The organism is Halomonas sp. THAF12 (assembly GCF_009363675.1).
In the GTDB taxonomy this organism is placed as follows: domain Bacteria; phylum Pseudomonadota; class Gammaproteobacteria; order Pseudomonadales; family Halomonadaceae; genus Halomonas; species Halomonas smyrnensis.
Map to the genome: position 1 here is coordinate 2,377,975 of NZ_CP045399.1, position 22,181 is coordinate 2,400,155.

A 22,181-nucleotide genomic window follows, 5' to 3' on the forward strand; every position below is an offset into this window, starting at 1 on the left:
GGGCGAGGGGCAAAAAAGAGCCGCCCGGGACAGGCGGCCAAGGGAACAGGGAATCACGCCTCTCTCGAGGCAACGCCAGCATGTACCGTCGGAGGTTAGGAAAGCGTTAAGGTGTCGGACGAGGACGCCCCGGACGCGAGGCGTTGCCGACGGGCCAGCCCCTCGCCAGGGCCCACAGCCAGGGAGGTATCGAGCATTGAGCAAGCAAAGCGTGATCCGCGTCGAGGCGCTGTCGAAGACCTACGACAGCGGCTTCGAGGCCCTCAAGGGAGTGGATCTCGAGATCCGGCGCGGCGAGATCTTCGCCCTCCTCGGCCCCAACGGCGCCGGCAAGACCACCCTGATCAGCGTGATCTGCGGGCTGGTCAACGCCTCCGCCGGCCGCGTGCTGGTGGACGGGCACGACAACGTCGCCGACTATCGCCAGGCGCGCCGCCTGATCGGGCTGGTGCCCCAGGAGCTGACCAGCGAGGCCTTCTCCACGGTGTGGGACACGGTGAGCTTCAGCCGCGGGCTGTTCGGCAAGCCGAAGGACCCGGCCCACATCGAGCGGGTACTGAAATCGCTGTCGCTGTGGGACAAGCGCCGCAACCGCCTGATCACGCTCTCCGGCGGCATGAAGCGCCGGGTGCTGATCGCCAAGGCGCTGGCCCACGAGCCGCAGATCCTGTTCCTCGACGAGCCCACCGCCGGCGTCGACGTGGCGCTGCGCCGCGACATGTGGGAGGTCGTGCGCCAGCTGCGCGACAGCGGCGTGACCATCATTCTTACCACTCACTACATCGAGGAGGCCGAGGAGATGGCCGACCGCATCGGCGTGATCCGCTCGGGCGAGCTGGTGCTGGTCGAGGAGAAGCGCGAGCTGATGCGAAAGCTCGGCCGCAAGGAGCTGACCCTGCAGCTCCACGAGCCCCTCGAGCGCCTGCCCGGGGCACTGGCGGCCCACGGCCTGGAGATCGCCGAGGACGGCCAGGCGCTGATCTACACCTACGACGGCCGCCACGACGGCGACGACGCGAGCGGCATCGCCGAGCTGCTCGCCGACCTGGACGCCGCCGGCATCCACTTCAAGGACCTCCACACCCGGCAGAGCTCGCTGGAGGACATCTTCGTCAGCCTGGTCAGGGAGGCCCCATGAACCTCGAATCCGTGAAGACCCTCTACGTCGCCGAGATGTCGCGCAGCCTGCGCACCGTGCTGCAGAGCATCGTCTCGCCGGTGATCTCCACCTCGCTCTACTTCGTGGTCTTCGGCGCCGCCATCGGCACCCGCATCAGCGAGGTGGAGGGCGTCAGCTACGGCGCCTTCATCGTGCCCGGGCTGATCATGCTGATGCTGCTGACCCAGAGCGTCTCCAACGCCTCCTTCGGCATCTTCTTCCCGCGCTTCTCGGGCTCGATCTACGAGATCCTCTCGGCGCCGGTCTCCTACTTCGAGGTGGTGCTGGGCTTCGTCGGCGCGGCGGCCACCAAGTCGGTGATCCTGGGGCTGATCGTGCTCGGCACCGCGAGCCTGTTCGTGCCCTTCACCATCGCCCACCCGCTGGTGATGCTGCTGTTCCTGGTGCTCACCGCCCTGACCTTCAGCCTGCTCGGCTTCATCATCGGCATCTGGGCCGACGGCTTCGAGAAGCTGCAGCTGGTGCCGCTGCTGGTGATCACCCCGCTGACCTTCCTCGGCGGCACCTTCTATTCCATCGACATGCTGCCGCCGCTGTGGCAGGCGGTAACGCTGGCCAACCCGGTGGTCTACCTGGTCAGCGGCTTCCGCTGGAGCTTCTATGGCATGGGCGACGTCAGCATCTGGGCCAGCCTGGCGGTGATCGGGCTGTTCCTGGCGGTGGCCCTCGCCGTGGTCAACAGGATCTTCCGCAGCGGCTATCGACTCAAGCCCTGACCGTCCCGCCTGGATACCCGCCGCGCTATCGCCGCCGCGCCGCGGCGGGTATCATCCCTGCCCCCGTTCACCGAGCCCGAGGGAGGTTCCCATGCCGATCCTGCACAGCATCATCCACCGCATCGACAAGGGAGACGGCGAGACGCCGGCCCGCCTCGTGCCCGCCGAGGCGCCGCTGGCGGCGTCCACGGCCCTGGACGACCTGGTCTCGGGGCTCAACGACGCCTATCACGGCAAGGCCAAGAACTGGGGCCGCTTCGCCGACGACGAACCGGCCGCCTTTCCCGCGGCCCTGTCGAGCTTCCTCGACGGCGAGCGCGACTTCCCCGGCCTGACCCGGGCGCTGGCCGAGCAGATCGTGCCGCTGATCGACGACCACCTGCCCGTGGGCGGCCACCTGCTGGTCGTCGACCATCGCCAGGGCGAGGCCCGCTACCTGATGCTCGCGCTGCTGCATCACCGCGACGGCTTCGGCATCGACGATGCCCTCGGCGTGGTGCCCGCCCGCCAGCTCAACCTGGCCCAGATGACGCTGGCCGCGCGCCTCGACGTCAACCAGTGGCAGAACGGCTCGGCCTCGCATCCGTATCTCTCCTGGACCCGCGACCGCGGCGGCAAGAAGCTGTCCGAGGCCTTCGCCGAGGCGCTGGGCGCCCGCGAGCAGCGCGACGCCGGCGAGGAGACCCGCACCCTGCTCAAGGCCTTCAGCGACTTCGTCGAGCACGAGGACCTGCCGGAAGAAGCCAGCCGCGAGAAGACCGACGCCCTGGTCGACTACGCCAGCGACCAGGCCAAGCTCGGCGAGCCGATCACCCTCGAGGACCTCTCCGAGCTGGTCGACGAAGAGCGCCCCAAGGCGTTCTATGAGCACATCCGCAACAGCGACTACGGGCTGAACCCCGAGATCCCGCCCGACAAGCGCACCCTCAACCAGTTCCGGCGCTTCACCGGCCGCGCCGCCGGCGTCTCGATCAGCTTCGACTCCCATCTGCTGGGCGCCGCCGTGGAGTACGACGAGGACGGCGACCGGCTGATCATCAAGAAGGTGCCCAACGGGCTGCGCGACCAGCTCAAGCAGCGCCAGGGCGACTGACGCCGGCCGCCCCGATCGTCCGCGCCTCAGCCGAGGTGCGGCGCCAGCCACTGGCGCAGCTGCGGTCCCTGCAGCAGCCCCGGCTGGCGGGCCGCCTCCTGGCCGTGCTTGAACAGGATCAGCGTCGGGATGCTGCGGATGCCGAAGCGGCTGGCCAGGGCCTGCTCGGCCTCGGTGTCCAGCTTGGCGAAGCGCAGGCGCGGCTCCAGCTCGCGGGCCGCCTCGGCGAAGATCGGCGCCATCGCCTTGCACGGGCCACACCAGCTGGCCCAGAAGTCGACCACCACCGGCAGCGAACTGCGCGCCACCAGCGATTCGAAGTTGGCAGCGGTCAGCGTCAGCGGCTCGCCGGTGAACATCGGCTGTTGGCACTTGCCGCAGCGCGGGCCGGCCGATAGACGCTCGGGGCGAACCCGGTTCATGGCATGACAGTGGGCACAGCCCAGCAGCAGGGCATCGGACATGATGGGACTCCAGAGGGGGAAGATCCGAGGAACTATGTCGCCAGATGCCGGCGCCATCAAGCGCGCCACGAGGATCGGCCATGGCGAACAGGGTCGGGCTCAGAACAGCCCGAGCTGACGGTCGATCAGGGTCGCGAAGTCGTCTCCCACGAACGGCAGGATGGCATCCGCCACCGGCTGCAGCTGGCGGGTCAGGTAGTGATCGGTGTCGATGGCCGAAGACTGCTGTTCCAGAGGCTCCGGCCCCGCCACCGTCATCACGTAGCGAATCCATCCGCCGTGCTGATACCGGCGCGGCCGACCGAGCCGGTCGCTGGCCTCGTCGGCGAGCCGCGCCGCCCGCACATGGGGCGGCACATTGCGCTGATAGTCGGCCAGGGAACGACGCAGCCGCTTGCGATAGACCAGTCGATCATCGAAGTCGCCGGCCAGGGTGCGACGCACATAGTCGCGGACGAAATCCCGATAGGACTCGCCGTTGAAGATGCGCCGATAGAGCTCCTGCTGGAAGTCCTTGGCCAGGTCCGTCCAGTCGCTGCGCACGCTCTCCAACCCCTTGAAGACCATCCGCTCGTCCCCGGACGCGTCGCGCACCAGCCCGGCATAGCGTTTCTTGCTGCCCGCTTCGGCACCGCGAATGGTCGGCATCAGAAAGCGTCGGTAATGGGTCTCGAACTGCAGCTCCAGCGCGCTCGCGAGGCCATATTCCCGGGCCAGGTGATCACGCCACCAGGCATTGACGTGTTCCACCAGGCGCCGGCCGATCGCCTCCGCCTGCCGTTCGGGATGCTCGCGGCCGAGCCACACGAAGGTGGAGTCGGTGTCGCCATAGATGACGGTATAGCCTTCGGCCTCGATCAGCTCGCGCGTGCGTCGCATGATCTCGTGCCCACGCATGGTGATCGACGAGGCCAGGCGTGCATCGAAAAAGCGGCAGCCCTTCGATCCCAGCACGCCATAGAAGCTGTTCATGATGATCTTCAACGCCTGGGAAAGCGGCGCGTTGCCCGCGCGCTTGGCGGCCTCGCGCCCCTCCCAGACCCGCGCCACGATGGCCGGCAGCGCGTGCTGCGAACGCGAGAAGCGGGCCCCGCGAAACCCCGGCACCGAGGCCGCGTCCGAGGGATCGGCGAGCCCCTCCACCAGGCCCGCCGGGTCGATCAGGAAGCTGCGGATGATCGAGGGATACAGGCTCTTGAAGTCCAGCACCAGCACCGAGTCGTAGAGCCCGGGGCGTGAATCCATGACGAAGCCGCCGGGGCTCTCGGCGGCCTCTGCCTCGCCGAGATTCGGCGCCACGAACCCCAGGCGGTGCAGGCGCGGCAGGTAGAGATGGGTGAAGGCCGCCACCGACCCGCCGCTGCGGTCGGCGGACAGCCCGGTGACCGTGGCCCGCTCCAGCAGGAAGTCGAGCAGTTCGGTCTCGGCGAAGATCCGCGTCACCAGCTCGCAGTCCTTGAGGTTGTAGCGCGCCAGCGCCGGCTTGTCCTCGGCGAACATGCGCAGGATGTCATCCAGCCGCTGGTAGGGGTTGTCGATGGCCTTGCCCTCGCCGAGCAGGGCCTGGGCCACGTGTTCCAGGGAAAAGGAAGAGAAGTGCCAGGTGGCCGAGCGCAGCGCCTCGATGCCGTCGATGATCAGCCGCCCCGCCGCCGAGGCGACGAAGCGATGGGCCTGATGGCCCTGGGCACGCCACTCCATCACGGCGCCGCCGCGCCCCAGGCGCAGGGCAACGCCGAGCCGCCGCGCATGTTCGTGGAGGATACGCAGGTCGAACTGCACGAGATTCCAGCCGATGATGGCATCCGGGTCGTGCTCGGCGAACCATCGGTTGAGCCGCGCCAGCAGGGCCGAGCGGCTATCGCAGTACTCGAGGTCGAAATCGAGCCCCTCGGCCGCCCCGTTGGGCGGCCCCAGCATCAGTACCCGGCGTTCCTGCCCGCTTTCCAGGGCAATGGAATACAGCTCGCCGCTCCCGCTGGTCTCGATGTCCAGCGACACCACCTTGAGTCGCGGACGATAGTCCCGCGCCGGCCTGAGCCGCGTCGCCATCAGGCCGCCCGCGCCGTCGGGCTCCCCCTCGACGCTCACCGGTGCGGTGATGAAGCGCTCCATGAGATAGCGCTCCGGCGGCCGGATATCGGCCTCGTAGACCTCCACGCCGGCGTGCTTCAGGCGTCGTTCCAGGGCCGTCAGCCGCTGATGCTGCCGACAGTAGAGCCCCAGCACGGGGCGCCGATGAAAGTCGCGCAGCGCGAGGGAGCGCAGTTCGACCCCGGGCTCGCCGTGCAGCACTCGATCCGCGCGCCCTCGCTGCTCCGCCGGCAGGAAGGCGACCGACGGCCGCGGCGGCACGCGTACTCGCAGAGGCCCCTCATCGGTGGCCAGCCAGAACTCGCCCTGGGGGCCTTCGGACGTCTCCTGCCAATGTCGGGTCAGGATGAATCCCTGCCGTATCGCCACCACTGCTCCAGGTCTGCCCGCGTGTCGACATGATCTTACCGTGCCATCCGTGGCTTCACACCTCGCTCATCAGATCGGAAATGACAGCGTCCGACATCGATGGGGTTTCGGCGAGCAGGGCTCGGCTCTTATCCACGCCAGCCCTTCCACTCGGCGCGCCCCGGAGACCGAACAAGCACAAAAAAAGCCTCCCCGAAGGGAGGCCAGTTGGAGCACGCCAGCTCACTCGTCGGGCCGGTCGTCATGCTGCGACGCAGGGACGACCGCCGACACCCAACCATTAGCAACGCCTAGACCATAAAGCTGGCAAATCTTAAAAATCAAATAGTTATCAAAATACAGGGGCATGCTGCGACGATACCGTGCCGAACGCTCACGCTGCGGCGCACCATCATGGATCGCCTGATGGATGCGATGCGTCATTGAAGAGCGCCGGACGCCGGGCGCGACGCCGGCGCGCCCCCGGGCGTGATCATGCCCCACGGCGTGTTCGCGCCAGGTATGCTGGGCCCCACCTGCCCCTACGTGGATCGGGGGTTTACAACCCGGGCATCGAGCCACTCGAGGGCACGCTCGGCACGAGCGGAGAGTGGCCACTCGGCACGATGCAGCAGCCACAGGTCATCCACCACCTCCGGCGATCCCTCCACGACACGAATCGCCTCGGGGGCCGCAAAGGCCTCACGCGCGAAGCGAGGCAGCACGCTGAACCCGAGCCCCTGTGCCACCGGCGCAAGAATCAGGCCTATCTGGTTCGTAAAGCCGCGACAAGGCAGATGACGCACGCCGGGATTCCCCGGGAAACGGCGGCTCAGCAGGCGGGTGGCCATGTGGTGGCCGTCCGGGTGGTCGATGAAACCGATTCGTGCCAGGTCCTCCCAGCCCTCGACGTCGGCCTCCGCCGGCACCACCAGCTCCAGGGCCTCCCGGGCGAACAGCGACACGGCCAGACGCGGGTCCTCCGGCCGCTGGGAAGCCAGCCCCAGCTCCGCGCGGTTTTCCAGCACGGCATCGATCACCTCCGCCGTCGGCGCGAAACGGTGGCGGATGGATAGCCCCGGCGCCTGGCGCTGCAGCGCCAGCAGGTGGGGGTAGATGGCCAGCCCGATACTGCCCGGGGTGATCAGCGACAGCTCACCCCGGCTGGCATCATCGCCGGCCAGGCGCTGCTCGAGGCGCTGCTCGGCGGCCTGCATCTCCCGGCGATAATCGAGTAGCGCATGCCCCGCGGGGGTCAGCTCCAGCTTGCGCGACTGACGCAGCAGCAGCGGCCCGAGCCGGCTCTCCAGGTGCTTGATGTGCTGGCTGACGGCCGCCTGGGTCAGGTCCAGGCGTTCGGCGGCCCGGGTGAAGTTGCCGAGCTCCACCAGGGCCTCGAAGGTGCGCAGCCACTGCGGCTGTAGCATAAGCATCTCTTATCGTGATGATAACGTCATGGTGGTTTTGATTATGGCCGACGGGGCCTAGCATGCAAGGCGTTCACTGACATTCGCCCAACAGCAGGAGACGTCATCATGAGTCAGGCCTATCCCCGCACCTTTTCCCACATCGGCATTTCGGTCCCCGATGTCGAAGCCGCCCTCAAGTTCTATACCGAGGTCCTCGGCTGGTACGTCATCATGGAACCCACCACCATCGTCGAGGACGACTCGGCCATCGGCGTCATGTGCTCCGACGTCTTCGGTCCGGGCTGGGGATCCTTCCGCATCGCCCACATGTCCACGGGCGACCGGGTGGGCGTCGAACTGTTCGAATTCCAGGGCCAGGAAGACCCGGAGAACAATTTCGAGTACTGGAAGACCGGCGTCTTCCATTTCTGTGTCCAGGACCCGGACGTGGAAGGCCTCGCCGAGCGTATCGTCGCCGCCGGCGGCAAGCAGCGCATGCCGGTTCGCGAGTACTTCCCCGGCGAGAAGCCGTACCGCATGGTCTACATGGAAGACCCGTTCGGCAACATCCTCGAGATCTACAGCCATAGCTACGAGCTGACCTACTCCGCCGGTGCCTATGCCTCCTGAGTGAGGCCGAGCGGCACAAACGAAACGAGCCGGATGATGCTTATCATCCGGCTCGTTACGAGAGAATGAGATCGTGACGACGATCGCCTAGGACGACGCGCTGGCGAACCACTCGTCAATCAGAGCACGATGATCTTCGATCCACCCCTTTGCCCCTTCCACCGGATCGCCTACCTCTTCGATCCGGGCCATCAAGGAGCCAAGGCTATCATCATCCATCTTCCACGCATTTAGCACAGAGGTCAGCCAGGGATCCTCTTCATCCAATCCGGGACGCGCCATCCAGTAAATGTCCTCCTCATCGCCATAGACGCCCTCGGGATCCTCCAGGTACTTGAGATCATACTCGGCGAATGCCCAGTGCGGGCTCCACAGCGTCACAACGATCGGCTCATCACGGCGATAGGCGCTGTCCAGCGCTGCCATCATCGCCGGCCCGGAACTGTTCACCTGATTCATGGGCAGCTCGTACGCCTCGATGGCATCCTCCGTCAGGCCTGCGATCGAGGATCCCGAGTCGATGCCAAGAATGGCCGGGCGCCCCTGGTACTGAAAGTCCTCTGCCTGCTGCTGTAGCTCGGGGATACTGTCGATGTCGGCGAAGGCGGGCACGACCAAGCCGAGGCCGGTGCCCTCATACCAGACATCATGCACATCGATCCTGTCACGATACGGCTCCAGGAACGGCGCATCCGTGGTCGGCAGCCAGATCTCAAGAGAAAGATCGAAGTCTCCGCTGGCGAGGCCACTATAGAGCACACTCTTGCCGACATCCGACAACTCGACGTCGTAGCCATGCTCTTCCTCGAGGAGGATCTTCCACATGTTGGCGACGGCGATATTTTCGGCCCAGTTATTGGTACCAATCGTCAGTGACTTGTCGCTGGCAGCGGACACCGTGCCGGCTGACATGACACCGAGCGCCAAGAGAGTCGCGGAAAGCTTCTTCATGCCTTCTCCTTCATCTGATTGTTGGAATCGCCATGGGCCAAGACTAGCATGAGACTGGGCCCACCAATTGACGCATTTCTCATACCCTGCATGAGTCAAGAGAATGCACCATGGCGATGGCTCACGCCTTGCGCCATTATCCCAGCAGACGAGCATCAAAGGGATAATCCGATAACAGCTCCACCTGGCCGTCATCCCGAATATAGAGCTGCTCCTCGAGCTTCACCCCTTCGCCGCCCGCCTCATGGCCGATGAAACTCTCGACGCAAAGCGTCATGCCCGGCGCGATGATGCCGTCGTATCCCTTATCGTCGATATCCTCGCGATGCACGATATAGGGGTATTCCCCGTTCATGCCGACGCCATGCGCCAGGGCGAAGTAGCGACGTGACTTGTAGGCGGAAGGAATCTGCCAGGCACGCTCGGCGTACTCCTTGAAGCTGACCCCCGGCTTGAGGTTGGCCATGTTGGTCCGAATCTGATCATACGCCATGCGATACAGATCCTTCTGCGCCTGAGTCGGTTGATCTCGACCGCAGAGGAAGGTGCGCGAGAAATCGGCATAGTAGCCATAGCGCCCGACCACGTCGGTATCCAGCGCCACCAGCTCCCCCGCCTGAATGCGGCGATCGGAGCACTCCTGGAACCAGGGATTGGTCCTGGGCCCCGAGTTCATCAGGCGAGTCTCGACGAAGTCCGCATCGGTGGCGATGATGTGCTGGTGCAGCTTCGACCAGGCTTCATTCTCGGTCACGCCGGGGCGGATGGACGCCTCCAGTTGCCGCACCCCCTCCTCGACCGCGCGCAATGAGGAGCGGATCATCTTGATCTCGTTGGGCACCTTGTAGGCGCGCGCCTGTTCGAGCGGTTCCTGGGCATCCAGCACCCGGTAGCCGCGCTCCTTGAGGGCGAAGGCCGCCTGGGAGGTGGCACTCTCCAGCGCCACCTTGCCGCCGCCACCGCACTGACGCTGGATCAAGTCATCGATTTCGTCGGCCCAGGCCTCCGTCACCGCATGGGTGTTTCGTTCATTGAAGTAGTACGAGATGGCCTTGGCCGGCCGGATCTCGTCGATGGTGGGAAGATGTGAGGCCAGGTGTTCACACCCGGAAAACTCGAACAGCACCACCGGCCCCTCGGCCGGCACGAAGGCATAACGCGCCGGGTTGCGGGAACTGTAGACCTGCATGTTGCGCGAGCCGGTGGCATAGCGCACATGCGCCGGGTCGAACAGCACGGCCGCCGAGATGTCGCGCGCCTTGAGCTGTTCCCTCACGCGCCCCAGCCGGTCGCGGAGAATCTGCGGGATCTCCTCTCGCGTGGGCTCGCAGTCTTCGGGGCGATGGGTAGGGGCCAGGATGCCCAGTGCGTCCAGATCCATGTTCATCAGCGGTGCTCCTAAGCGATTCGTAGGGGGAAGGATCAGTCGAGCAGGCCGTCGACACGTTCGGCGCGGTCCTGCTCGGCCTGGATGTGCAGCTCCGACACCCGGCCATACAGCTGACGCGTGCGCTCGAGCCGGCCGACCACACCCGGTGACTGGGAGTAGGCGAAGATCGCCGTCAACCTCGGGGTGGCCCCCTCGACGCGAGTCACGCGATGCAGGCTGAAGCGCCCCTTGAACAGCTGGAGATCCCCGGGCTGCAGGTCCAGCCGACGCACGTTCTCGCGGTCCTCCTCGCGAATCACCGCCCCGACGCCGGCATAGTTTTCATCCTGCGGCGTCCGGATGTCCGGGCAGTACTCGAAGCTGCCCCCGGCTTCCGGCGCCTGGGTCATCATGGTGACGATGAATTCGTTCGTGTCGTAATGCCACGGCTGTTCGGTGCCTTCCGGCAGGACATTGAGCACCAGCCCGGCATAGGGGTCGGCATATTCGTAGACCTGCTCCTCGCCGAGGCAGCGAGCCACCAGGGACTTCATGCCCGGTGACACGTAGAGTCGCTGCATGATGCGGTCGGCGGTGATCATGTCGCGGGTCACGAAGCCACTGGTCCGGGTCATGAACAGGCGGCGGGGATCCCGTTCGGGAAGCGTCGGATCATCCGCGGTGAAGTAGGCGTTGACCTCACGGGTGTTGTAGAAACTCTTCTCGGCCAGTTCCTGACACTCCTCGCGCATCTGCGCCAGACGATCCTGGCGCATGAAGCCGCGCAGCACCGCACAGCCCTCGCGATCCAGGTCGGCACGCGCCTGGGCGATGACGGATAACAGGGCGGGATCATCGGGACGCTCGAGGGGATAACGTTCGCTATCGACCAGATCGGTCAGGTCGTGTCGTTCGGCATCGGCCAATTGCTGTGCGGTGAGCATCGGGGTCCTCCGGGGTCACGGGGTAAGGGGTCGACCAGTCGAGGCTGGCCTCGCCTTGGATTCAGCGGCATAGTGAGGAATATCAAACCATCGAGGAAACGATTCGTTCCGATGAATTCCATCGACAAAGCCGATGGCCAGGCCCTGCCGATCCTCGACACCGAGCTGCTCAGCGCCTTCGTGGCGGTGATCGAGAACGAAGGATTCACGGCCGCGGCCCGCCAGCTGCACAAGACGCAATCGACCATCAGCCAGCGCATCCGGACCCTGGAGGCGCGTGTGGGCACGCCATTGCTGCAACGCACCAGCCGGCAGCTGTGCCTGACCCCCGACGGCGAGATCTTCCTGGTCTATGCGCGTCGTCTGCTGCAGCTTCAGCGCGAGGCCATCAGCGCACTCGGCCATGGCGACCGGGAGGGAGTGATTCGTTTCGGCCTGCCCGAGAATTACGCCGAGGCCTGGCTACCACGCCTGTTGGATCGCTTCGCCCAGCGACACCCGCGCATCCGGCCCCATATCCACTGTCGAATGTCCAGCGAGCTGATCGAGGCGCTGGAAAGCGGAGAACTCGACCTGGCGCTGACGGTGCGTCATGCCAACCATGGCAACGGAGACGTCCTGGGCACCGAGTCCCTGGTCTGGGCCGCGCATCGAGACTTCCACCATGACGCAGGGTCACCGCTCCCCCTGGCGCTGTTTCCGGATCACTGCCCCTACCGCCAACGCGCCCTCGACAGCCTGACTCGCCAGGGTCGCCAGTGGTCGCTGCAATACACCAGCCAAAGCCCGACCGGACTGCGCATGGCCATCAACCAGCGCAACGCCGTGACCGTCGCCGATCGCCGCACCCTGCCGGCCGACTGGCAGGTGCTCGACGAGGCCGACGGCCTCCCCGCCTTGCCGCCGGCACAGCTGGAACTGCATCGCTCGCCGAGCTTCCAGCATCCTGCCGGCGACGATCTGATTGAGCTGATCAAGGAGCTACTCACCGTTGAGGATTCGGTTGCCGATCTCGGCCGCGGCGCCCCCTGATGGCCCGCTTGCGGCGCCATGATTCAGGCTCAGTTCATGTACGACGACGAGGGGCGCCTCCCATTCGATGAGCCTTCAGGTCGCAACGTTCGCGGCTGGGGCCCTACTACCATTGCTATCGCGCGTCGCGAGAGCCGGCTTCTCGAAGGAGAAAATTGAGATATTGATTTCTCTGAACTTACAGGGCTATTCAGGGAACATGTCCGCAGCCAAATTCGTCATAGTGCAAGCTCGTCGGGAATGGAAAGATACGACTTTCCTTCAATCAAGTGCCCCGTTCGGCTTTTGCTGCTGCGAGAACCATCAGGTCCATAGGTTCCCCATTGTTTCCAATACAGATGGACGTTCTGGGCAAGGCATTGATCTCGGAGAGAACTTACCCATTCGGGCATCGCGCGCCGAGCCTCTGGTCCACTTTCTCCGCCGCCTACCACAAGCCGTATGCCAGACAGGTCCAGCTCACCAAGATCACCCAGGAGAGGCTCACAACAGATATGCTTGTTCCTCACCCTTGTTTTCTTGAGATCTTCAAGGCGCGGGAGGCCATACTTCCGGTCTTCAACAGTCACTCCCGCCCACAGATTTTCGGGAGCCTCTCGCCTGTCGAAATACGCTCGCATGTTTTGGCTTCGCTTGGTCAGAATGTAGAACACATGCCAGTGTGCTTTTCTGACAACATCCATCACCTGATCGATGCTCGCATCATCCGCATCTTCGTGAAAGATGTCGCTCATGGAGTTGATGAAGTAGAACGTCGGCTTCTTGCGCTTCAGGGGCGCTGCTTTTTCTATGCGGTCCGGGTGAATCGTAAACTCGAAGCCGTTTTCGTAGCCCGACGTGCCCCATTTATGTAGTTTCTGGGCGATGGTTTCTGCGTAGCAGTGCTTACAACCCGGAGAAACTTTCGTACACCCGGTAAACGGGTTCCAGGTCTTGGCGTCGATCTTCATCTCCTCATCGTAGGAGATCTTTCCGTCATCCATCGTTGTCATGGTTACTCAGGCCCTTTTTCACCAGCTTTCTCATAGTCCCAATAAGCCGCCTCAATATTGTGACCGTCCGGGTCGATAACGAAAGCCGCGTAATAGCCTGCCCAGTAGTCCTCGCGATAACCGGGACCACCGTTGTCCGTCGCCCCCTCGGCCAAGGCGGTTTCATAAAAGGCACGAACCTCTTCCTTGGACTTAGCCTCGAAGGCCAGATGCGTCGGAACGACGTCCTCCTTCAGAACCCAGAGATCAGTATTTTTTCCGTCGAAAAAACCTGCAGCCTGACCAAACTCCATGTTGTTCGTGTAGCCAAGAGTGGCGAGCACCTTTGTGTAAAAAGCTTTGGACGCCTCGTAGTCACTGACGTGCAGATGGGCATGGGCGATCATGACGGCTTCCCTTTACAGGCCTATTATATCGTGAAAGCTCTTAACAGGTGTTAAGCTACTCGGCATTCTATCATTCGCTCCAGGGTACGAGCATACGCTTCCACTCCCTGGACACCGCTGATCAAATGCTCATGCTCGAAAAGCATGGTCGGAACACCGGAAATACCAAGAGATTTTCCAAACGCTTCATGCTCTTTGACAATCTCGGCATGGCTTCCTGATTGCAGTACGCCCGAAGCAGACTCAGGATTGAGACCTGCCCGTTCAACGGCAGCAACCAGGACATCTCTTTCGTCGAGGTTTTCACCGAAGGTGAAATACGACTTGAAGATTTCCAACGTCATTTCGAGGCCAAAACCCTGTTCTGAGGCCCACTCGATCATTTGATGCGCCTGAAATGTGTTCATCAAACGCATTTCGTCAGTAAAATTGAAGGAGAAGCCGAGATCATGCCCCATGTCCGCCAGGTTCTTTCGCAAGTGACGCGTCTCGTCGGCAGAGACCCCGTAATTTTCTACCATATGCTGGATCAGGTTCTCCCCACCAGACTTCATTTGAGGGTTCAGCTCAAACGGATGCCAATAAACCTCGATGGGAATGTCAGCTTGGGTCGACGCACATGCCAACTGATGATATCCAATAACACAGAAGGGGCAGACGACGTCAGACACAATATCCACACGGACGGGCCTGGTCATATGGGATCCTTTTGGGTGAGTTAAACGACTGCGTTTTGGCTTACTCATTTGCATTTCTTGCTTGCAGAACGACCTGCCACTTGCCGTGCTTCTTCCTCCAGATAGTGACATATTTTTCTGTCTGCTGGCTTCCGTCCGGAAGTTTCACCGTAGGCGAAGGCCATGTCACCGGATGAGCTAATCTCGGCACCCGTCGGTTCGAATGACATGTCCAAGCCTTCGGTGTCCCTGGCCTCCTCCAGGCCTTCTTTTTCGTGGTGATTACCAACAAGAAGTGCCGCTCCCGGGTTAATGAGCTTCACGTCTTCAGCCATGTATTCCATCATCTTGTCCACATCCCCCGTCGCAAATAGCCTCGAGGTCATGCGTTCCAATTCCAGAATGTGGTCTGCAGTATCAATTCAACCGGCCCCATTTGAACTTCTCAGCGGTCGCTAAACCCGTAAATGCCTCCGCCAGGATAAGCGTCGTCGAAATTATTGGCGTCAACGACAAAGCGCCGAAAAATGCGTGAGGGTTTATGGCACGCTCCGACTCAACGGTGTGACGTTAGCAGCGGTTCTATGGCGTTTTCCAATGAGAGCTTTTTCATCCAATCGAAAGTGCCCTTTTCCTTCATCTCAAGCGCCCCCTCGATCAGTGCAGCATAGGCAGCCATCGCCATAGCGCCCCCGATACTTACCCTTCTTGCGCCCGCCTCGGCCAGCTTGGCAACCGAGAGATCGGGCGACATTGCCACAACGCTCAACGGAGTCTTGATCTCATTCACCACCGCTTTGACTTCCTCTGCCGTGCGCAAACCGGGAGCAAACAAGACATCAGCGCCTGCAGCTTCATAGGCTTTCAAGCGGCGAATGGTGTCGTCCATGTCATTCTTCCCGCGAAGCAAATTCTCACAGCGGCCAATGACGGCAAACGGAATATCGAGCGTCCTCGCAGCCTCGACCGCTGCCTCGATCCGTTCGACAGCATGGTTGAAGTCGTAGATGCCCTCACCACTCCAGTCCTCTATAGACCCACCAACGACGCCCGTTTCTGCAATCCGGCGAATCGTTTCCGCAACACCGTCCGGGTGGTGAGAGTAGCCATTCTCCAAATCGGCCGTGATCGGGATCTGGGTGGCCTCTGAAAGAGCGCGGCAATGGGCCAGCTTCTCATCGAGAGTGACTTCCCCATCAAGCTTGCCCAGGGCGTACGCCAGCCCACCACTCGTCGTGGCCAGCGCCTGAAACCCGAGTGCCTCGAATACGCGCGCCGAGGCAACATCCCACGGCCCTGGTATCAGGAAGGTCTCAGAACCTTCGTGAAGGGCCTTCATTGTCTGAGCTTTCTCCAGCTGTGTCGGCATTTCTCGCCCTCTCAGTAACTGCGTTTTTCAATCCTAGATGGTGTAACTGTCAAAGCCGTGTCACAATGACAGATATCCCGACGATCGTGCCATCTTGCTCCCCCCTTTGGATTGCCCATGCCTCACTACCAAGTTCCCACGCTACAAACCACGTTGAATAGAGAGGGCTTCCCACGACGGGTCGTCATTGTCACCAACCATGCCTCTTCTTCTTTGGAATACATTGATTTTATAAGAACTTTTTCAGAAACGACGTTCTTTTTGGAACAGGCCGGTCAACCTCCCGCCTATCAGGTGGAAGTCGTATCACGTGGAAAGGGAACGATTTACAACGTCCAAGGGCTCAGCATCGTGGCATCCAACGCCTATGATGAGCTCGAGGGCGCAGTGGACACACTGATCGTCCAGGCTGCCGATGATGACGATGAATGCCTAAATGACACCGACTTCATTGACTGGATCAGGATGATGGCACCGCGCGTTCGCCGCACCGTCAGTGCCTGTACCGGCGCGTTCATCCTGGCTGAGGCGGGGCTTCTCGATGGAAATTCAGCCACCACGCACTGGGCCGCGGCTAACGACTTCCGGAACCGGTACCCCAAGGTCAAACTTCATCCGGAATGTATGTATATCAGGGATGACGGTGTTTATACGGCGGCTGGCGTCACGGCTGCTATAGATCTCGCTATCGCATTGATTGAAGAAGATCTCGGCTCCGAATTGGCACGAAGGGTTGCTCAGGCGATGGTGATGTTCATGAAGCGTCCCGGCAACCAGGCTCAATTCCATGCCCAAACGGCTCCCCACGATTTTGATCCCCCCGCGGATCCCTTCGTGCAATATATCGTGGATCATCTTGAAGGTGACTTGCGCCTTGAAAAACTCGCTGATCACTTCAATCTTAGCCTGAGGAGCTTCAACCGAAAATTTCGAGAAAGAGTGGGTATTCCTCCGGGTCGCTTCATTGAGCAACGTCGAGTAGATCGAGCACGGCATTACCTTGAAAGCACTCACGAACCGATTTCAAGAATCGCCAACTGGTGCGGATACGACACATCAGATGGCCTTTTACTTGCTTTCGAACGCCACCTGGAGGTCTCTCCCCGTGAATATAGAAAGCGCTTTACAAGCTCGTTGCAAGTCGAGCGTTAAAGACACCAGGAATTTCCAACAATAAGTGTCCATTCAAAATTAATCGCATGATCACCGAGTAGACAATAGGTCTAGCTACAGAGGCGATCAAACGGTAGGTAGGCAATCATGCGTACTTCATCTGCCGCTACAGAATTTCAATCAGATTCAGCTCCGGCGAGTAAGCCGATAGGTAGACCAAGAGCATAAGATGCATCGCTTGTCTTGCCTGGCACCACCTACGAGACACAACTGGAACTGCACCTTATGGCCCGCTTGCGCCATCACTCGTGGTCGGAGAATCCGGACGGCGGGTCGTGTATCTCCTGCCGCAGCCAGCGACGAAACAGCGCCATGTTGGTGGATTCCTGCTGCTCATGGCGCGTCACCAGCCAGTAGGACTGATGGCCGGTGACCTCCACATCCAGTAGCTGCACCAAATCCCCACGCCTCAGCTCGCGACCGATCATGTGCCGATCGGCCACCGTGACCCCGACCCCGTTGATGGCCGCCTGAATGGCCAGCTCCAGCACGTCGAAGGCCATGCCTCCGCTCGTCTCCACACCGTCGATGCCCGCCGCCTGTAGCCAGTGCTCCCAGGTATGGAAGCGGTTATCGTCACGCAGCACATGCAGCAGGGTGTGTCGGGTCAGATCCACTTCGCTGCCGCGCCGCCCCTCGAGCAGGTGGGGCGCGCAGACCGCCACATGCGTTTCCTGGAGCAGCAGCTCGGCATCGATATCCGACCACTCGCCGGCGCCGAAGCGAATCGCCCCGTCCAGTTCATTGCGCTCCAGGAGCTCATCCTCGAAGCGAGTCGTGATCGACAGTTCGAGCGAGGGATGCAGCGCCTTGAGGCGGCCCAGTCTCGGCACCAGCCAGCGACTGGCGAAGGTCGGGGGCACGTTGAGGCTCAGTCGCGACAGCGTCTGCTGATCGGCCAGCCCTCCCACGGTCCAGGCGATGCGGTCGAAGGATTGGCGCAGCACCGGCAATAATTGATGCCCGGCGGCGGTCAGCTTCAGCTGGCCTCCGCGACGATCGAACAGGACGACCCCCAGCTGCTCCTCCAGCAACTTCACCTGACGGCTCACGGCACTCTGCGTCACGCACAGGCGCGCCGCCGCCTGGGTGAAGCTCAGGCACTGGGCGGCGGCCTCGAAGGCCTTGAGCGCATTGAGAGGTGGCAAGGCTCGCTGCATGGCTCCCCCTATAAAAAGTCGTGAAGTGGCAATTTTTATCGAGTAGGAGGGTAGAATAACGCACCACCCATGACTTTTATGAATGGTGTCGCTGCATAAAGGTCGTTTGTTTCGCCGTCGGGCACGCCCCTAGGATGCCTCATCCGTCAATATCCTAGGGAGAACGACACGATGAGCGAGCGCTCCTTGACCGATTGGCAACACCTCGCCAACACCCTGACCCTGCCCCACCAGGCCTATCTGGGCGGCGGGTTCTGCGATGCCGCCGGTGGTGCCACCTTCACGGCCGACAACCCGGCCACCGGCGAGACCCTCACCCGTGTCGCCGCCTGCCAGGCCGAGGACGTCGACCGCGCCGTCGCCCACGCCCGCGCGACGTTCAATGCCGGCACCTGGCGCGACCTGCCGCCGGCCGAGCGCAAGGCCAGGATGCTGGCCTGGGCGCAGTTGATCGAGCACCACGCGGACGAGATCGCCCTGCTCGAGACCCTGGAAACGGGCAAGCCAATCTCCCAGACCACCAGCGTCGATGTGCCGGGGCTGGTCGGTGGCCTGCGCTACTACGCCGAAGCCCTCGACAAGCTCTACGGCGAGACCGCCCCCAACGGGCCATCCAGCGTCTGCATGATCGACCGTGAGCCGGTCGGCGTGGTCGCCGCCGTGGTGCCCTGGAACTATCCCCTGATCATCGCCGGCTGGAAGATCGGTCCCGCCCTGGGCGCCGGCAACTCGCTGATCCTCAAGCCCGCCGAACAATCCAGCCTCGCCACCCTGCGGGTTGCCGCGCTGGCCAGTGAGGCAGGCATTCCCGACGGCGCCTTCCAGGTGATCACCGGCCTGGGCCACGAGGCCGGCGAAGCCCTCGGCCGGCACATGGACATCGATGCGGTGGGCTTCACCGGTTCCACCGAGATCGGCAAGCGCTTCCTGGCCTATTCGGCGGAATCCAACATGAAGCGGATCGGCCTCGAGTGTGGCGGCAAGAGCCCCCACATCGTCACTCGAGACGTCGAGGACCTGGACAAGATCGCCATGTATGTGGCCTATGGCGTCTGGTACAACCAGGGCCAGACCTGCCATGCCGGGACCCGGCTGATCGTCGATCGCCAGATCAAGGAGGCCCTGCTGGAGCGCCTGGAAGCCTGGGCGCAGAAGCTCGCCCCCGGCGATCCCCTCGACCCCGACAACCAGATCGGCGCCATGATCGAGGAGCCCCAGCTGGAAAAGGTCCAGCACTACCTGGCCGAAGGCCAGCGCGAGGGCGCCAGGCTGCGCTTCGGCGGCGAGCGGGTGCACCGCGAGAGCGGTGGCTACTACCTCACGCCGGCGGTGCTGGACGAGGTCAGCAACGACATGCGCGTCGCCCGCGAGGAGATCTTCGGCCCGGTGCTGGTGGTACTCACCGTCGATGAGCTGGACGAGGCCATCGCCCTCGCCAATGACACCGACTATGGCCTCGGCGCGGCCATCTGGACCGACCACCTGAGCGACGGTCATCGTGCCGCCCGGTCGCTGAGGGCCGGCACCGTCTGGGTCAACTGCTACGACCACACCTCCATCAATGCGCCCTTCGGCGGCTTCAAGCAGTCGGGACAGGGTCGCGACAAGTCGCTGCATGCCTTCGACAAGTACACCGAGCTCAAGACCACCTGGATCGAGATCTGAGGAGCGCCGCATGCAACAAGACTACGAGAACGGTCGCCAGGCCCCCGTCATCGCAGGCCCGGGTTGCATGGCCCGCCTGCCGGAACTGCGTCGGCAACAGGGTGCCGCGCGCTATCTGCTGATCACCGATGCCGGACTCGAGGCCAGCGGCATGCTGGCCCCCTATGTGGCCGAGCTGGAAAAGGATGCCGAGGTCATCCGCTTCATCGCCCCCGCCGGGGAGCCCAGCGTGGCCACCGTCGACCAGGCGGCGCAGGTGGTGCGCGAGCTCGACGCCCCCCTGGTGCTCGGCATCGGCGGCGGCACCGCGCTGGACATCGCCAAGCTGGTGGCCGCGCTGGCCGCCAGCCCCGGGAAAATGGAGACCTATCTGCTGGGCCGCAGCCCCTGGGTCGGCAAGGCGCCGGCGGTGATGGTCCCGACCACCTCGGGCACCGGCAGCGAGGTCACCCGGACCTCGATCCTGGCCGACGACGCCGGTCGCAAGCTGTGGGCCTGGGGCGACGAGCTGCTGCCCGAGGCCGTGCTGCTCGATCCCGAACTCACGCGCTCGCTCCCGGCTCCCCTGACCGCAGCCACGGGGCTGGATGCCTTCGTGCATGCCCTGGAAGCCACCACCGGCCGCAATCGCAACCGGCTGATCGAGAGCCAGGCGCTGGCCGCGATTCGCCTGATCGGGGCGGCGCTGCCGGAGGCGGTGCATGCCCCGGCGAATCTCGAGGCTCGCCAGCAGATGCAGGAGGCCGCCTGCCTGGCCGGCATGGCCATCGACAATGGCGGCACCGGTATCGCGCACAACATCGGCCATGCCCTCGGCAGCCTCTATCACCTGCCCCATGGCGTGGCCGTGGCGCTCGCCGTCGAGGCCACGCTCGCCTGGTCCATCGAGGGCCATGAAGCCGTCTTCGCCGCCGGTGCCCATGCCCTGATGCCGGGCAGTGAGGCGCAGGAACTCCCTGAACTGTTCACCGCGCTGGCCGATGCCAGCGGCTTCGATCAGGCACTGACGCCCTTCGTGGATCTGGAAATGAACGCCACGGCGCTGGCCGAGGTGATGCAGGCCGAGGAAAACGCCCCGATGGCCAGCAATGCCGCCCGCATCCCGGAGCCGGGCGACTGGCAGCCGCTGGCCGAGTTGACCGTGGCCACCTTCGAGCGCCGTCGGCAACGCCTGCAGGACATCTCAACCACGACAGAAGCGGAGACGATGGTATGACAGACGCATTGAACGACGAGCGTGCCCCCCTCTTCACGGCGCCGGGGCAGACGAGTCGCATCGCCCGTATCGAGATCAGCCACCACCAGTGTGAGCTCGACCCGCCCTTCCCCGCCGCCTGGGACAGCCAGCCGCGCCGCCGCTTCCCGGCCACCCTGGTGCGGGTGATCGACAGCGAGGGACGCGAAGGGATCGGATCCGGCGATGTCATGTACGGCTTCGACGACTTTCGTCATCTGTTCATCGGCGAAGACCCGCTGGACCTGGAGCGTCATGCCGGCGTGATCGACAACATCGGCTTTCATGCCGGGCGGTGCTGGCCGCTCGAGGTCGCCCTCTGGGACCTCGCCGGCAAGATCCTCGAGACCCCGGTCTGGCGCCTGATGGGCGGCGTGTCCAACCGCCTGCGGGCCTATGCGTCCAGCGGCACCCACCGCCCGCTCGAGGAAGTGGTGGCCCTGGCCGAGCAGGTCCGTGCGTCCGGCATCCCGGCCTTGAAGCTGCGCTTCGGTCGCCCCCGCCTGGAGGATGACCTGGCCGTGCTCGGCGCCGTGCGCTGCGCCGTCGGCGACGACCTGGAACTGATGGTCGACTGCAACCAGGGCTGGCGGATGCCCTGGGACGTCAAGACGCCCTGGCAGTTCGACCAGGCGCTGGAGGTGGCGCGGGAACTCGAGCGCCAGCGGGTCTACTGGATGGAGGAGCCGCTGTATCGGGGCGACTATGCCGGCATGGCAAGGCTGGCCGAGGCAACGTCGCTGCGCATCGCCGGCGGCGAGATGACCCGTGAGCCCTACGAGTTCCGGGAAATGCTGCGCCAGGGCTGTCTCGACGTCTACCAGCCCGACGCCGTCTGTTCGGTGGGCATGCTGAGCCTGGCACGGCTGGCCCGCGAGGTCGTCGACGCCGGCAAGCTGTTCACGCCGCATACCTGGGGTAACGGCATCGGCGTGATCGCCAACCTGCACCTGACCGCCGGCGCCATCGGCCCGGACGGCGCCCCCTATCTGGAATATCCCTTCGACCCGCCCGAATGGACGCCCGAGAAGCGCGACTTCCCGCTCACCACTCCCTTGCTGGCAGATGGCGAGGGCTGGTTGACCCTGTCGGAGTCGCCTGGCCTCGGCCTTGAGTTGGACGAGGAGCGCCTGGCCGCCACCCGTGCCAGCCAGGCCACCTACCAATAGTGCCCGAGCGTCGTCGAAGCGGCTCATCCCCATGATCTGCCATCGACGGCTGACGTGCCTGTCCTCCGGCGTCACCCGATGGTGCCGGAGGACAACCGGCCAGGGGCCTCCCTGCCCCTCGCCCTG

Annotated in this window: 22 protein-coding genes and 1 pseudogene; 9 read left to right on the top strand and 14 right to left on the bottom strand. The window is 63.5% G+C overall.

Features of this window, described 5'->3' with window-relative positions; genetic code table 11:
* The first annotated feature begins 196 nt into the window (after positions 1-196).
* The 3 genes from FIU88_RS10915 to FIU88_RS10925 all read left to right on the top strand — a co-directional run bounded on the left by FIU88_RS10915 (position 197) and on the right by FIU88_RS10925 (position 2,989).
* On the top strand, positions 197-1,138 hold the full coding sequence (locus FIU88_RS10915) for an ABC transporter ATP-binding protein (protein WP_152479254.1): 942 nt from the start codon (positions 197-199) through the stop codon (positions 1,136-1,138).
* A complete protein-coding gene (locus FIU88_RS10920) occupies positions 1,135-1,896 on the top strand; it encodes an ABC transporter permease (RefSeq protein ID WP_152479255.1) in 762 nt (253 codons plus the stop codon). Before FIU88_RS10915 ends, FIU88_RS10920 begins: the two co-directional genes overlap by 4 nt.
* Before the next feature lie 91 nt (positions 1,897-1,987).
* Positions 1,988-2,989 carry a nucleoid-associated protein gene (locus tag FIU88_RS10925; RefSeq protein ID WP_152479256.1) on the top strand — a complete coding sequence of 334 codons (1,002 nt, stop codon included), beginning with the start codon at positions 1,988-1,990 and terminating at the stop codon, positions 2,987-2,989.
* Between the two features lie 26 nt (positions 2,990-3,015).
* Here the strand turns inward: FIU88_RS10925 and trxC are convergent, their stop codons facing one another.
* The 4 genes from trxC to FIU88_RS10945 form a co-directional block, all read right to left on the bottom strand.
* Positions 3,016-3,453 carry a thioredoxin TrxC gene (gene trxC, locus FIU88_RS10930; RefSeq protein ID WP_016855394.1) on the bottom strand — a complete coding sequence of 146 codons (438 nt, stop codon included), beginning with the start codon at positions 3,451-3,453 and terminating at the stop codon, positions 3,016-3,018.
* A gap of 99 nt (positions 3,454-3,552) precedes the next feature.
* Positions 3,553-5,916: a DNA polymerase II gene (locus tag FIU88_RS10935; RefSeq protein ID WP_152479257.1), complete on the bottom strand. Its 2,364-nt coding sequence runs from the start codon at positions 5,914-5,916 to the stop codon at positions 3,553-3,555.
* A 222-nt stretch (positions 5,917-6,138) separates the two neighbouring features.
* Entirely contained in the window at positions 6,139-6,339 is a 201-nt protein-coding gene (locus tag FIU88_RS10940) for a hypothetical protein (RefSeq protein WP_152479258.1), read from the bottom strand.
* Between the two features lie 98 nt (positions 6,340-6,437).
* Entirely contained in the window at positions 6,438-7,328 is an 891-nt protein-coding gene (locus FIU88_RS10945) for a LysR family transcriptional regulator (protein ID WP_272943084.1), read from the bottom strand.
* A gap of 102 nt (positions 7,329-7,430) precedes the next feature.
* Here FIU88_RS10945 and FIU88_RS10950 point away from each other — a divergent pair, with 102 nt between their 5' ends.
* On the top strand, positions 7,431-7,934 hold the full coding sequence (locus FIU88_RS10950; protein ID WP_016855397.1) for a lactoylglutathione lyase family protein: 504 nt from the start codon (positions 7,431-7,433) through the stop codon (positions 7,932-7,934).
* Positions 7,935-8,021: 87 nt separating this feature from the next.
* Here FIU88_RS10950 and FIU88_RS10955 read toward each other — a convergent pair whose 3' ends face one another.
* The 3 genes from FIU88_RS10955 to FIU88_RS10965 all read right to left on the bottom strand — a co-directional run bounded on the left by FIU88_RS10955 (position 8,022) and on the right by FIU88_RS10965 (position 11,198).
* Entirely contained in the window at positions 8,022-8,885 is an 864-nt protein-coding gene (locus FIU88_RS10955) for a glycine betaine ABC transporter substrate-binding protein (RefSeq protein ID WP_152479259.1), read from the bottom strand.
* A gap of 136 nt (positions 8,886-9,021) precedes the next feature.
* Positions 9,022-10,272 carry a Xaa-Pro peptidase family protein gene (locus tag FIU88_RS10960; RefSeq protein WP_152479260.1) on the bottom strand — a complete coding sequence of 417 codons (1,251 nt, stop codon included), beginning with the start codon at positions 10,270-10,272 and terminating at the stop codon, positions 9,022-9,024.
* A gap of 35 nt (positions 10,273-10,307) precedes the next feature.
* Positions 10,308-11,198, bottom strand: a complete 891-nt coding sequence (locus FIU88_RS10965; protein WP_152479261.1) for a phytanoyl-CoA dioxygenase family protein — start codon at positions 11,196-11,198, stop codon at positions 10,308-10,310.
* A gap of 111 nt (positions 11,199-11,309) precedes the next feature.
* Here FIU88_RS10965 and FIU88_RS10970 point away from each other — a divergent pair, with 111 nt between their 5' ends.
* Positions 11,310-12,230, top strand: a complete 921-nt coding sequence (locus FIU88_RS10970; protein WP_152479262.1) for a LysR substrate-binding domain-containing protein — start codon at positions 11,310-11,312, stop codon at positions 12,228-12,230.
* Positions 12,231-12,448: 218 nt separating this feature from the next.
* Here the strand turns inward: FIU88_RS10970 and FIU88_RS10975 are convergent, their stop codons facing one another.
* The 5 genes from FIU88_RS10975 to FIU88_RS10995 form a co-directional block, all read right to left on the bottom strand.
* Entirely contained in the window at positions 12,449-13,222 is a 774-nt protein-coding gene (locus FIU88_RS10975) for a DUF5131 family protein (RefSeq protein ID WP_152479263.1), read from the bottom strand.
* Positions 13,223-13,224: 2 nt separating this feature from the next.
* Complete coding sequence (locus tag FIU88_RS10980) at positions 13,225-13,608, bottom strand: VOC family protein (RefSeq protein WP_152479264.1); 384 nt, start codon at positions 13,606-13,608, stop codon at positions 13,225-13,227.
* A gap of 50 nt (positions 13,609-13,658) precedes the next feature.
* Entirely contained in the window at positions 13,659-14,306 is a 648-nt protein-coding gene (locus FIU88_RS10985) for a DsbA family protein (RefSeq protein ID WP_152479265.1), read from the bottom strand.
* Positions 14,307-14,350: 44 nt separating this feature from the next.
* Complete coding sequence (locus tag FIU88_RS10990) at positions 14,351-14,680, bottom strand: nuclear transport factor 2 family protein (RefSeq protein ID WP_301339536.1); 330 nt, start codon at positions 14,678-14,680, stop codon at positions 14,351-14,353.
* A 161-nt stretch (positions 14,681-14,841) separates the two neighbouring features.
* Complete coding sequence (locus tag FIU88_RS10995; RefSeq protein ID WP_152479267.1) at positions 14,842-15,654, bottom strand: isocitrate lyase/phosphoenolpyruvate mutase family protein; 813 nt, start codon at positions 15,652-15,654, stop codon at positions 14,842-14,844.
* Between the two features lie 117 nt (positions 15,655-15,771).
* Between FIU88_RS10995 and FIU88_RS11000 the strand changes: the two genes are divergently transcribed.
* Entirely contained in the window at positions 15,772-16,806 is a 1,035-nt protein-coding gene (locus tag FIU88_RS11000) for a GlxA family transcriptional regulator (RefSeq protein WP_152479268.1), read from the top strand.
* A gap of 71 nt (positions 16,807-16,877) precedes the next feature.
* Here FIU88_RS11000 and FIU88_RS11005 read toward each other — a convergent pair.
* Positions 16,878-16,999, bottom strand: a pseudogene (locus FIU88_RS11005) (IS630 family transposase); the annotation flags it as partial.
* Between the two features lie 70 nt (positions 17,000-17,069).
* The gene (locus tag FIU88_RS11010; protein ID WP_152479269.1) at positions 17,070-17,987 is read right to left on the bottom strand and encodes a LysR substrate-binding domain-containing protein; all 918 of its coding nucleotides are present in this window, start codon (positions 17,985-17,987) and stop codon (positions 17,070-17,072) included.
* A gap of 171 nt (positions 17,988-18,158) precedes the next feature.
* On the opposite strand from FIU88_RS11010, the gene FIU88_RS11015 reads away from it, so the two are divergent.
* Genes FIU88_RS11015 through FIU88_RS11025 form a run of 3 tightly spaced genes read left to right on the top strand, consistent with a single transcriptional unit; the run spans position 18,159 to position 22,055 of the window.
* On the top strand, positions 18,159-19,652 hold the full coding sequence (locus FIU88_RS11015; protein WP_152479270.1) for an aldehyde dehydrogenase: 1,494 nt from the start codon (positions 18,159-18,161) through the stop codon (positions 19,650-19,652).
* A gap of 10 nt (positions 19,653-19,662) precedes the next feature.
* On the top strand, positions 19,663-20,868 hold the full coding sequence (locus tag FIU88_RS11020) for an iron-containing alcohol dehydrogenase (protein ID WP_152479271.1): 1,206 nt from the start codon (positions 19,663-19,665) through the stop codon (positions 20,866-20,868).
* Positions 20,865-22,055, top strand: a complete 1,191-nt coding sequence (locus FIU88_RS11025; RefSeq protein ID WP_152479272.1) for a mandelate racemase/muconate lactonizing enzyme family protein — start codon at positions 20,865-20,867, stop codon at positions 22,053-22,055. The genes FIU88_RS11020 and FIU88_RS11025 overlap by 4 nt, the downstream gene beginning before the upstream one ends.
* Positions 22,056-22,181: the final 126 nt, after the last annotated feature.

Excerpts from the sequence above, each read along its gene's own strand:
- FIU88_RS11020 (WP_152479271.1), top strand. The coding sequence starts at position 19,663 with ATGCAACAAGACTACGAGAACGGTCGCCAGGCCCCCGTCATCGCAGGC.
- FIU88_RS10955 (WP_152479259.1), bottom strand. The coding sequence starts at position 8,885 with ATGAAGAAGCTTTCCGCGACTCTCTTGGCGCTCGGTGTCATGTCAGCC.
- FIU88_RS10925 (WP_152479256.1), top strand. The coding sequence starts at position 1,988 with ATGCCGATCCTGCACAGCATCATCCACCGCATCGACAAGGGAGACGGC.
- FIU88_RS10945 (WP_272943084.1), bottom strand. The coding sequence starts at position 7,328 with ATGCTTATGCTACAGCCGCAGTGGCTGCGCACCTTCGAGGCCCTGGTG.
- FIU88_RS10940 (WP_152479258.1), bottom strand. The coding sequence starts at position 6,339 with ATGACGCATCGCATCCATCAGGCGATCCATGATGGTGCGCCGCAGCGT.
- trxC (WP_016855394.1), bottom strand. The coding sequence starts at position 3,453 with ATGTCCGATGCCCTGCTGCTGGGCTGTGCCCACTGTCATGCCATGAAC.
- FIU88_RS10985 (WP_152479265.1), bottom strand. The coding sequence starts at position 14,306 with ATGACCAGGCCCGTCCGTGTGGATATTGTGTCTGACGTCGTCTGCCCC.
- FIU88_RS10980 (WP_152479264.1), bottom strand. The coding sequence starts at position 13,608 with ATGATCGCCCATGCCCATCTGCACGTCAGTGACTACGAGGCGTCCAAA.
- FIU88_RS10995 (WP_152479267.1), bottom strand. The coding sequence starts at position 15,654 with ATGCCGACACAGCTGGAGAAAGCTCAGACAATGAAGGCCCTTCACGAA.
- FIU88_RS11015 (WP_152479270.1), top strand. The coding sequence starts at position 18,159 with ATGAGCGAGCGCTCCTTGACCGATTGGCAACACCTCGCCAACACCCTG.
- FIU88_RS10950 (WP_016855397.1), top strand. The coding sequence starts at position 7,431 with ATGAGTCAGGCCTATCCCCGCACCTTTTCCCACATCGGCATTTCGGTC.
- FIU88_RS11010 (WP_152479269.1), bottom strand. The coding sequence starts at position 17,987 with ATGCAGCGAGCCTTGCCACCTCTCAATGCGCTCAAGGCCTTCGAGGCC.
- FIU88_RS10975 (WP_152479263.1), bottom strand. The coding sequence starts at position 13,222 with ATGACAACGATGGATGACGGAAAGATCTCCTACGATGAGGAGATGAAG.
- FIU88_RS11000 (WP_152479268.1), top strand. The coding sequence starts at position 15,772 with ATGCCTCACTACCAAGTTCCCACGCTACAAACCACGTTGAATAGAGAG.
- FIU88_RS10965 (WP_152479261.1), bottom strand. The coding sequence starts at position 11,198 with ATGCTCACCGCACAGCAATTGGCCGATGCCGAACGACACGACCTGACC.
- FIU88_RS10970 (WP_152479262.1), top strand. The coding sequence starts at position 11,310 with ATGAATTCCATCGACAAAGCCGATGGCCAGGCCCTGCCGATCCTCGAC.
- FIU88_RS11025 (WP_152479272.1), top strand. The coding sequence starts at position 20,865 with ATGACAGACGCATTGAACGACGAGCGTGCCCCCCTCTTCACGGCGCCG.
- FIU88_RS10960 (WP_152479260.1), bottom strand. The coding sequence starts at position 10,272 with ATGAACATGGATCTGGACGCACTGGGCATCCTGGCCCCTACCCATCGC.
- FIU88_RS10920 (WP_152479255.1), top strand. The coding sequence starts at position 1,135 with ATGAACCTCGAATCCGTGAAGACCCTCTACGTCGCCGAGATGTCGCGC.